This window comes from Streptomyces sp. NPDC044061 (assembly GCF_056434305.1).
The window spans coordinates 303,200-312,638 of sequence record NZ_JBWKFL010000004.1; the positions used below are offsets into that span (position 1 = coordinate 303,200).

Sequence of the window (9,439 nt, forward strand, 5' to 3'; positions counted from 1 at the left end):
TGCGATCATGCTTGGCGTCGTACAACCCTTGATGTCCATGAAGCCGCGGGATGGCGGCAGTTGGGGGAACGCAAGCGGTTGCGGGCACGGCGGGGAGGGGGCCCCGTTCATGAACCGGTGCCGAGGGGGGCATCATGCAACCGGAGGGTCCCGGTCCCGTGTCTATAGGGTGTGCAAGACGTGGTGACCGTGATCCACCACTGATCCGCCCGTGACGGCCGAGGGGACCCCGACCGGGCGGGAGGACCGACGAACACGCGGTGACCTGCGTGTGGGGGGAATGACTCATGACGTCGACGCCGACGGGCGCCCGGCAGAGCCACGAACAGCACAACGACCCGTCACAGACCACTCAGCTCCGTGCGGTTACGCACCGGACCGGCCAGTTCCGCCGGATCAGGAAGAGCCTGCCGAGATACGACTACGAGCACTACAGCCGGCTGGCGGGTCCCCTCACCCAGCCCGACCCCGGCAAGCCGTACCAGGTGCAGTACCGCTCACTGCTCTCGCAGGAGCCGCACCGCATACGCGCCGCACTCATGCTGGGCGCGGCACCGGTGCTGTCGCTGGTCCTGCTGTTCTGGCTGCTCCAGCCGGAGCACTGGACCGAACGCGACTACCCCGCCTACGACTTCCTGCCGGCGCTGGACGTCGTCATGCTGGTCGCGATCGGCCTGATCGAGTTCTTCCGCTGCATGAACGTTCTGTCCAACGCGCACGCCACCCTGGTCGCCCGCGACCCGGTCCCGGTCGTGCCCGAGACCGGCACCCGCGTCGCCTTCCTCACTTCCTTCGTGCCCGGCAAGGAGCCGCTGGAGATGGTGACGAAGACCCTGGAGGCGGCGGTCAAGCTGCGTCACCGGGGCCTGATGCACGTGTGGCTGCTGGACGAGGGCGACGACCCGGCCGTGAAGGAGGTGTGCGCACGGCTCGGCGTGCACCACTTCTCCCGCAAGGGCGTCGCCAGGTGGAACCAGGCCAAGGGCCCGCACCGCGCCAAGACCAAGCACGGCAACTACAACGCCTGGCTCGAGGCGCACGGCGACAGTTACGACTTCTTCGCCTCCGTCGACACCGACCACGTGCCGCTGCCCAACTACCTGGAGCGGATGCTCGGTTTCTTCCGCGACCCCGATGTCGGCTTCGTCATCGGCCCCCAGGTGTACGGCAATTACGACAACTTCGTCACCAAGGCCGCCGAGTCCCAGCAGTTCCTCTTCCACGCGCTGATCCAGCGGGCCGGCAACCGCTACGGCGCCCCGATGTTCGTCGGCACCTCGAACGCCGTGCGGATCAAGGCGCTCAAGCAGATCGGCGGCCTGTACGACTCGATCACCGAGGACATGGCCACCGGGTTCGAGATGCACCGGGCGAAGAACCCGGCCACCGGCCGCAAGTGGAAGTCGGTGTACACCCCCGACGTGCTCGCGGTCGGGGAGGGGCCCGCCGCCTGGACGGACTTCTTCACCCAGCAGATGCGCTGGTCGCGGGGAACGTACGAGACGATCCTCAAGCAGTACTGGAAGGGCTGGTTCTCGCTGCCGCCGGGCAAGCTCTTCAACTACACGATGATGATCATCTTCTACCCGATGTCGGCCCTCAACTGGATCCTCGCGGCACTGAGTTGTGCGCTGTTCCTGGGCCTGGGCGCCTCGGGTGTGAACATCGACCCGACCGTGTGGCTGATGCTGTACGGCAACGCCTCCGCGCTCCAGATCGGCCTGTACATCTGGAACCGGCGCCACAACGTCTCCCCGCACGAGCCGGAGGGCTCGGGCGGTGTGGCCGGCATGGTGATGTCGGCCCTGTCCGCGCCGCTCTACGCCAAGGCGCTGATCGACTCCGTACTGCGCCGCAAGAGCAAGTTCGTGGTCACCCCCAAGGGCGATTCGGCGAGCCCGGACACCTGGTTCGCCACCTTCCGGTACCACTGGTACTTCATCGCCATCTTCGGGGCGTCCGTCGTCGCCGGGTTCGTCCTCGGGCACTCCCACCCGGCGATGGTGATCTGGGCCGCGTTCGCCATGCTCATCACGGCCTTCCCGATCTTCGTCTGGCGCCACGAGATGCGGCAGACGAAGAAGAAGCCCCGGCACGCTGCGGGTGCGCCCGCGCCTGCCCCTGCGGGTGCGCCCGCGCCCGCCCCTGCGGGTGCGGAGCCGCAGGACGCGGTGCCCCCGCAGTACGCGGCCTACGCACCGCACGCCCCGCAGCAGCGGCCCACCTGGGCCGCCGCACCCGGACGACCGGGCGGACCGGGCGGCAGCCCGGACGGGGACAACGACCAGACCATGCAGATCGCCCTTGGTGGACTTGGGGGACGTAAGGAATGAAGGACCAGGCCGGCCGCCGCCGTGCTCGTCGACTCGCGATAGGCACGGCGGTGGTACTAGCGCTGGCCGGGATGAACGGGCCGTGGCTCTACCGCTTCAGCACCGAGCAGTACCACCAGTACAAGATCAACAAGCCTGAGTACAAGGCCGCCAACGGCCATTGGGACATCATCGAGTTCCCCCCGGAGTACCGCCAGGACACCATCCACGCGGCGCTCCTGCACACCGGCAAGGTGCTGCTGGTCGCGGGCTCGGGCAACAACCAGGACAACTTCGACAAGAAGAAGTTCGACACCCGGATCTGGGACCCGGTCAAGGGCACGATCAAGAAGATCCCCACGCCCACCGACCTGTTCTGCACCGGCCACACCCAGTTGGCCAACGGCAATCTGCTGATCGCGGGCGGGACCAAGCGATACGAGAAGCTGAAGGGTGACGTCACCAAGGCCGGCGGCCTGATGATCGTCCACAACGAGAACCCGGACAAGCCGATCACGCTGCCCGCGGGCACCAAGTTCAGCGGCAAGACCAACGGCAAGACGTTCGTCTCCAAGGACCCGGTGCTGGTGCCGCGCGCGAAGAAGGTCTTCGACCCGAAGACCGGCGCGTTCCTGCGCAACGACCCCGGTCTGGGCCGTATCTACGTCGAGGCGCAGGCGAGCGGCGCCAAGTACGAGACCGGCACCCAGGACAACTACCGGATCCAGGGGCTGAGCGGTGCGGACGCCCGCAACACCTACGGCATCGCGCAGAAGCTGGCCCTCGACAAGAAGGACTTCCAGGGCATCCGCAACGCCTACGAGTTCGATCCGGTCGCCGAGCGGTACATCAAGGTCGACCCGATGAACGAGGCCCGCTGGTACCCGACGCTGACGACCCTGTCGGACGGCAAGATCCTGAGTGTCTCCGGGCTGGACGACATCGGACAGCTGGTGCCGGGCAAGAACGAGATCTTCGACCCCAAGACCAAGAAGTGGACGTACACGAAGAGTCTCCGGCAGTTCCCGACCTATCCGGCGCTGTTCCTGATGCAGAACGGGAAGGTCTTCTACTCGGGGTCCAACGCGGGGTACGGGCCGGACAACGTGGGCCGCAAGCCCGGCATCTGGGACGTGGACACCAACAAGTTCACCAAGCTGCCCGGTCTCAGTGACGCCGACATGATGGAGACGTCCGGGACGGTGCTGCTGCCTCCGGCCCAGGACGAGAAGTTCATGGTGATCGGCGGTGGCGGGGTCGGCGAGTCGAAGCTGTCCAGCAAGAGGACGCGGCTGATCGACCTGAAGGCGAAGAACCCCCGGTTCGTCGACGGGCCCGAGCTGGAGAAGGGCACCCGGTATCCGCAGTCCTCGGTCCTGCCCGACGACACCGTGCTGGTGTCCGGCGGCTCGGAGGACTACCGGGGGCGCGGCGCCTCCAACATCCTGCAGGCACGGCTCTACCACCCGGACAGCAACAGCTTCACCCAGGTCGCCGACCCGCTGGTGGGGCGGAACTACCACTCCGGGTCGATCCTGCTGCCGGACGGGCGCGTGATGTTCTTCGGGTCCGACTCGCTGTACGCGGACAAGGCGAACACGAAGCCGGGGAAGTTCGAGCAGCGGATCGAGATCTACACGCCGCCCTATCTGTACCGGGACTCCCGGCCGGCGTTGAGCGGCGGGCCGCAGACGATCGCTCGGGGTGGGTCCGGGACGTTCACCTCCCAGCATGCGTCGAGCATCAAGAAGGTGCGGCTGATCCGGCCGAGCGCGTCGACGCATGTGACGGACGTGGACCAGCGGTCCATCGCCCTTGATTTCAAGACCGCCGGCGACAAGATCACCGTGACGGTGCCGAAGAATCGGAGCCTGGTGCAGTCGGGGTGGTACATGCTGTTCGTCGACGACGACCAGGGCACGCCGTCGAAGGCGCAGTGGGTGAAGGTGCCGTAGCGCTCCCGCGGGTACGTGAAGGGGTGCGGGAGCGCTGCGGCTGCTCGCGCACCCCTAGGTGCCTGACGCCTGCGCCAGCCTCAAGGCGTAGGTCGGCCACCAGTCCCCTGCCTTCGGGCCGCCCTTGCAGGTGCCGTCGGACTCGCCGGGGCGCTTGACCCACAGGTAGGCGTCCACCAAGGGGTCTGCCGTCTTCGTCGTCGGGGTTTCTCCCAACGCCCTGCCGGGCGGGTTGCACCAGCGCTCGGCCTGGTCGCCGCCCGTGTAGGGGCCCTTGCCGTTCCTGCTCGTGTCGATGACGAAGTGTTTGTTGCCGACCTTCGCCGAGAGCTGCTTGCCGTAGGCGATGGAGTCCTGGGTGGAGTAGAAGTTCGCGACGTTGACGGCGAAGCCGTCGGCCTGGGCGATTCCGGCCCACTGCAGGGGCTGGAAGATCTGGTCGGGGTGGCCCCAGCCGGCGTTGCCCGCGTCCAGGTAGACCTTGGTGTTCTTCAGGGACTTGAGCTTGGCGACGGCGCCCTTGAGGAGGTCGTAGCGCTCCTCGTGGAACTCGTCGGGAGTGCAGCCGTCGACGAGGTGGAGCACCGCGTCGGGTTCGAGGACGACGGTGGCGGGCCGGTCGCCGATGCCCCGGGCGACGCCGTCGATCCAGGCGCGGTAGGCGTTGCCGTCGGCCGCGCCGCCCTGGGAGTACTGGCCGCAGTCGCGGTGCGGGATGTTGTAGAGGACGAGCAGGGCCGTGCGGTCGGACTTCTCGGCGGCCTCGGTGAAGCCGCGGGCCTCCTTCTCGGGGTTCTCCGGGCCGATCCACTCCCCCACCGGCTGCTCGGCGATCTTGCGGATCTGCTCGGCCTCGGTCTTCATGCCGGACTTCTCGTAGGCGGCGATCTGGCGGGCCGCGTTGCCGTCCGGGTTCACCCAGAACGGGTCGGCGGCCTTGGGCTGTTGGGTGATTTTCACGTCCGGCCCCTGGTCCCCGTCTCCGGACGAGCACCCGGCGAGCAGCAGTGCCGCCCCCAGCACCGCGGCGGACGCCCGTGCCCGTGCCGAAGTGCGGGCCCCCCTGGTGTCGTACATGCGATTTCCCCCCTGGCGCATCGTTCCGAGTGCCAATCGTGGCATACCGGCCGGGCCGGTCACGAGGTCGCGCGGGCGGTCATGGGCCGGTGCGCGTGAGGTACGCCGAGACCACCACGTTGGCCGTGTAGCTGCGGCTCGTGCGGTCGAAGGCGCCGCCGCAGGTGATCAGCCGGAGTTCGGCGCGGCCCGGCTTGCGGGGGCCGTAGGCCACCCTCGCGTCGAAGTCGTCGTCGGGCAGGACGCGCACGTCGTCGATGGTGAACTCGGCGACCTTGCCGTCCGCGCGGACCACCCGCACGGTCTCGCCCGGCTCCAGGGTGCTGATCTTGTAGAAGACGGCGGGCCGGGTCTCGGTGTCTACGTGGCCCACCATCAGCGCGGCCCCCGCCGCGCCGGGCGTGGTGCCGGAGCGGTACCAGCCGACCACCCCCGGCTGGTCGAACGGCGGCGGGTCGACGGCTCCCCGGCCGTCCAGGCCCCGGGCCGTCACCGGGGCCTGGACACCGAGCTGGGGGATGTCGATCCGCAACGGGGCCGCGGCGCCGAGCGGCTCGGCCGCGGGCGGCAGCGGGACCGGGCCGGCGGGGCGGCCGATTCCGGCCACGTCGCCCGTGGTGGGTCCGGCCGGGCTCTCCGGCACGCCGGTCACACCGCGGCCCCACAGCCACAGCCCGAACAGCAGGACCGCCCAGGCCAGGCAGGTGGTCAGGCGCCCGGTGCCGGTGCCGCGCCCGTGCTCGTCGGTCATGGCCGCGGCGCTCAGTCCGTGCCGCGGCTCCGGCGGGCCCTGCGCAGCCCGACGGCGGCCGCGGCGATCGCGGCGAGGGCCAGGCCGGTCACCGCCTGGACGCCGTCGGGGCCGGACCCGCTGGTGGCCACCGTGGCGAAGTGCGCGGTGCCGCCGCCGCCCGCGTGGACCGGGGCGACCGGGGAGGCGGCCGTGCCGGGGGCGGTGCCCTCCTCGGTGGACCGCCCCGAGGATCCGTTCACGACGGTGATCGTGCCGGTCATCGCGACGTCGGCGCAGCTGATGCGCACGTCGTAGGCGCCCGGCTGGAGCGATGAGCGGATGCGGGTCTCGCCGCCCATGGCGCCCTGGCCGCCGGTGAGCCGTGCGTCGGAGACGAAGGCGGGCGAGGAGGCGGTGGCCTGCGCGCCGGTGCAGCCGCGCACTTTCAGGGACACGTCGTCGCCGGGGGCCGGGGAGGCCGGCGTCACGGTGATGCCACGGCCGTCGTCGGCCGCGTGTGCCGCCGGGGTGAGGGCGGCGACGGCGAGGAGCCCGGTACAGAGAGTGAGGCGTAGTGAGCCCATCGTGAACCTCCAGACACTGGGAGGCTCCCCCGTAACGCGCGCCTCCGCATCCTCGGAAGGCGCGCGATTACTCCGAACGGGTGGGGCGGGGTTTCAAAATGCCTGATCAGACGAGGTCCACCAGGTCCGCGATGGAGTCGGCGACCTGCGAGGGGCGGAAGGGGTAGCGGTCGACGTCGGCGGGCTGGGTGACGCCGGACAGCACCAGGAAGGTGCGCATCCCGGCCTCCAGGCCGGCGAGGACGTCGGTGTCCATGCGGTCGCCGATCATGGCGGAGGTCTCCGAGTGGGCGCCGATCGCGTTGAGCCCGGCCCGCATCATCAGCGGGTTGGGCTTGCCGACGAAGTACGGCTTCTTGCCGGTCGCGGCCGTGATCAGCGCGGCGACGGAGCCGGTGGCGGGCAGGTCGCCCTCGGTGGACGGGCCGACGTTGTCGGGGTTGGTGGCGATGAACCGGGCGCCGTCGTTGATCAGGCGGACGGCCTTGGTCAGGGCCTCGAAGGAGTAGGTGCGGGTCTCGCCGAGGATGACGAAGTCGGGCTCGTGGTCGGTGAGGATGTAGCCGATGTCGTGCAGTGCGGTGGTCAGGCCGGCCTCGCCGATGACGTAGGCGCTGCCGCCGGGCCGCTGGTCGTCCAGGAACTGTGCGGTGGCCAGGGCGGAGGTCCAGATGTTGTCGACCGGCACGTCCAGACCCATCCGGCGCAGCCGGGCGTGCAGGTCACGGGCGGTGTAGATGGAATTGTTGGTGAGCACCAGGAAGGGCCGCCCGGACTCGCGCAGCTTCTTCAGGAAGGCCTCGGCGCCGGGGATCGGGACACCCTCGTGGATCAGGACGCCGTCCATGTCGGTGAGCCACGACTCGATGGGCTTGCGGTCAGCCATGTGCTTGCGTCTCCTGCGTGCGTACGGTCAACAGGGCGGGGGCGCCGGAACCACGGCGTACCGACGCCCCCAGCCTAGTCAGACCTGCGTGATCCGTACCCCGTCGATCACCCAGTACCAGTTGTTGCCCGCGGTGTAGCGGAAGCGGACGCGGACGCTGGTCGCACCGGCCGGGACCTGGAGGGTGACGCTCTCGGTGCGGGAGGGCACATCGGCGGTGTACGTCTTGACGCTCACCGGGGTGCCCCCGTCGTAGGAGACGAGTACCTCGCCCTTCTGCGGTGACTCCTGGCGGTAGTAGGTGGTGTACGTCAGGGTGGCCGGACGACCGCCGGTGACGGGATGCGCGGGGCTGACCAGGGTGGAGTCGAAACTGCCGGTGAGGGTCTTGTCGCTCCACTCGTCGCCGTCGGCGACCGCGAAGACGTTCCGGGCGCGCACGTTGCACTCGCGGTTCTGGTCGCGCTGGGCCTGGGTCCAGAACTCGTCGGTGGTGAAGGACCAGCCACGCCACTCGGTGACCCCGCCGGTGCCCATCGCGGAGTTGTCGACGGACCAGCCGGCGGGCGGGGTGTGGGTGAAGCCGGCCAGGTTCGCGGGGATGCCGGTCTCGTCGACACGGGTCCGGAGTGTGCCGCGCAGGGAGTCGAAGTCGTCGGGGACCGGCTGCTGGACGGGGCGTCCGTCCAGGCCCCAGGCCGGGTCGAGGGCGACGCCCAGGTGGGCGAGGGCGGAGGCGGCGACGTCCGGCATCTTCACGTCGTACCGGACCGAACCGGCCGCGAGGGCACTGCCGGCGGCGATCATGAACGTCTGGCGTTCCTGCAGGGTGGAGCCGCCGTGGCCGCCGGAGTCGGTGTGGCCGTGGTCGGCGGTGACCATGATCAGCCAGTCCTCGGCGGAGTAGGTGGCCCGGGCCTTGACGGCGGCCACGATCTGCCCGACCTGGGTGTCGGCGCCGTGGATGGCGTCCAGGTACTGCTGGGAGGCGGCGCCGTAGCTGTGGCCGGCGTGGTCGATGTTGTCCAGCTGGACGAAGACGGCGTCCGGGGCGGCGTCCTTCAGCCGGGCGACCGCGCGGGCGGTGGTGCCGGTGTCGTACTCGGCGCTCGGGGTCGAGACCCGGGTGTCGACCTTCGCCGAGAACACCGTGTCGGTGATCGGCGCCCAGGAGGAGACCGCGTAGGTGTTCAGGGCGGGGTTCGCGGTCTCGGCGCGGGTGAGGAAGTCGGGGTACTGCGCGAACCTGTTGCCGGTGAAGGCGTTGTCCTTGACGTTGTGCTTGTCCGGCCAGACGCCGGTGATGATCGTGGACCAGCCGGGGCCGGAGAGGGTCGGCGCGAGCGGGTCGGCGTAGATGCTGCTGGGCGCGGTGAGGCCGGCGGCCGTCAGGGCGTCCAGGTTCGGCGCGTCGGCGTCCCCGATCCGGCTGAGCAGGCAGCCGTCGAGGCCGATGACCAGCACCTTGGGCTTACGGACGGCCGCGTGGGCGGCGGGGGTGAGCGGGCCGGCGGCCGCGGCCAGCGCGGTGGCGGAGACGAGGAAGGTGCGACGGGACAAGTCGGGCACGGAGTCCTCCGGATGACAGGGGCGGACGTGCATGAGGCATGGCAGCGCCCCCGGTGGTTCCAGGGGCGTTGCTTCGCCGCCGACGGCCGGACAACTCCCCAGGGACGCGGGAAACTGCCCGACCAGCCACGGCGGACGGGACGAATACGTACGACAAGGCGAACTCACTGGACGGCCGAACCCCCGGAGGGAACCGCATGGCAACGCCCCCGGTGGTTCCAGGGCCATTGCTTCGCCGCCGACGGCCGGACAACTCCCCAGGGACGCGGGAAACTGCCCGACCAGCCACGGCGGACGGGACGAATACGTACGACAAGGCGAAC

At 69.8% G+C, this 9,439-nt stretch carries 7 protein-coding genes; 2 read left to right on the forward strand and 5 right to left on the reverse strand.

Features of this window, described 5'->3' with window-relative positions; all coding sequences use genetic code 11:
* Window positions 1–287: 287 nt before the first annotated feature.
* The gene (locus AC07CM_RS08580) at window positions 288–2,333 is read left to right on the forward strand and encodes a glycosyltransferase family 2 protein (protein ID WP_478875585.1); all 2,046 of its coding nucleotides are present in this window, start codon (window positions 288–290) and stop codon (window positions 2,331–2,333) included.
* Window positions 2,330–4,267, forward strand: coding sequence for a radical copper oxidase GlxA (gene glxA, locus AC07CM_RS08585; RefSeq protein ID WP_478875586.1), 1,938 nt, complete (start codon window positions 2,330–2,332; stop codon window positions 4,265–4,267). Before AC07CM_RS08580 ends, glxA begins: the two co-directional genes overlap by 4 nt.
* A 54-nt stretch (window positions 4,268–4,321) precedes the next feature.
* Here the strand turns inward: glxA and AC07CM_RS08590 are convergent, their stop codons facing one another.
* The 5 genes from AC07CM_RS08590 to AC07CM_RS08610 all read right to left on the reverse strand — a co-directional run bounded on the left by AC07CM_RS08590 (window position 4,322) and on the right by AC07CM_RS08610 (window position 9,149).
* Window positions 4,322–5,344 (reverse strand): glycoside hydrolase family 6 protein, encoded by a 1,023-nt coding sequence (locus tag AC07CM_RS08590; protein ID WP_478875587.1) that lies wholly within the window; start codon window positions 5,342–5,344, stop codon window positions 4,322–4,324.
* A gap of 79 nt (window positions 5,345–5,423) precedes the next feature.
* On the reverse strand, window positions 5,424–6,095 hold the full coding sequence (locus AC07CM_RS08595; protein WP_478875588.1) for a class F sortase: 672 nt from the start codon (window positions 6,093–6,095) through the stop codon (window positions 5,424–5,426).
* 11 nt (window positions 6,096–6,106) lie between these two features.
* A complete protein-coding gene (locus AC07CM_RS08600) occupies window positions 6,107–6,661 on the reverse strand; it encodes a hypothetical protein (protein WP_478875589.1) in 555 nt (184 codons plus the stop codon).
* A gap of 106 nt (window positions 6,662–6,767) precedes the next feature.
* Complete coding sequence (locus AC07CM_RS08605) at window positions 6,768–7,547, reverse strand: HAD-IIA family hydrolase (RefSeq protein WP_478875590.1); 780 nt, start codon at window positions 7,545–7,547, stop codon at window positions 6,768–6,770.
* Window positions 7,548–7,625: 78 nt separating this feature from the next.
* The gene (locus AC07CM_RS08610; RefSeq protein ID WP_478875591.1) at window positions 7,626–9,149 is read right to left on the reverse strand and encodes an alkaline phosphatase family protein; all 1,524 of its coding nucleotides are present in this window, start codon (window positions 9,147–9,149) and stop codon (window positions 7,626–7,628) included.
* Window positions 9,150–9,439 lie beyond the last annotated feature (290 nt).

Excerpts from the sequence above, each read along its gene's own strand:
- AC07CM_RS08580 (WP_478875585.1), top strand. The coding sequence starts at position 288 with ATGACGTCGACGCCGACGGGCGCCCGGCAGAGCCACGAACAGCACAAC.
- glxA (WP_478875586.1), top strand. The coding sequence starts at position 2,330 with ATGAAGGACCAGGCCGGCCGCCGCCGTGCTCGTCGACTCGCGATAGGC.
- AC07CM_RS08590 (WP_478875587.1), bottom strand. The coding sequence starts at position 5,344 with ATGTACGACACCAGGGGGGCCCGCACTTCGGCACGGGCACGGGCGTCC.
- AC07CM_RS08595 (WP_478875588.1), bottom strand. The coding sequence starts at position 6,095 with ATGACCGACGAGCACGGGCGCGGCACCGGCACCGGGCGCCTGACCACC.
- AC07CM_RS08600 (WP_478875589.1), bottom strand. The coding sequence starts at position 6,661 with ATGGGCTCACTACGCCTCACTCTCTGTACCGGGCTCCTCGCCGTCGCC.
- AC07CM_RS08605 (WP_478875590.1), bottom strand. The coding sequence starts at position 7,547 with ATGGCTGACCGCAAGCCCATCGAGTCGTGGCTCACCGACATGGACGGC.
- AC07CM_RS08610 (WP_478875591.1), bottom strand. The coding sequence starts at position 9,149 with ATGCACGTCCGCCCCTGTCATCCGGAGGACTCCGTGCCCGACTTGTCC.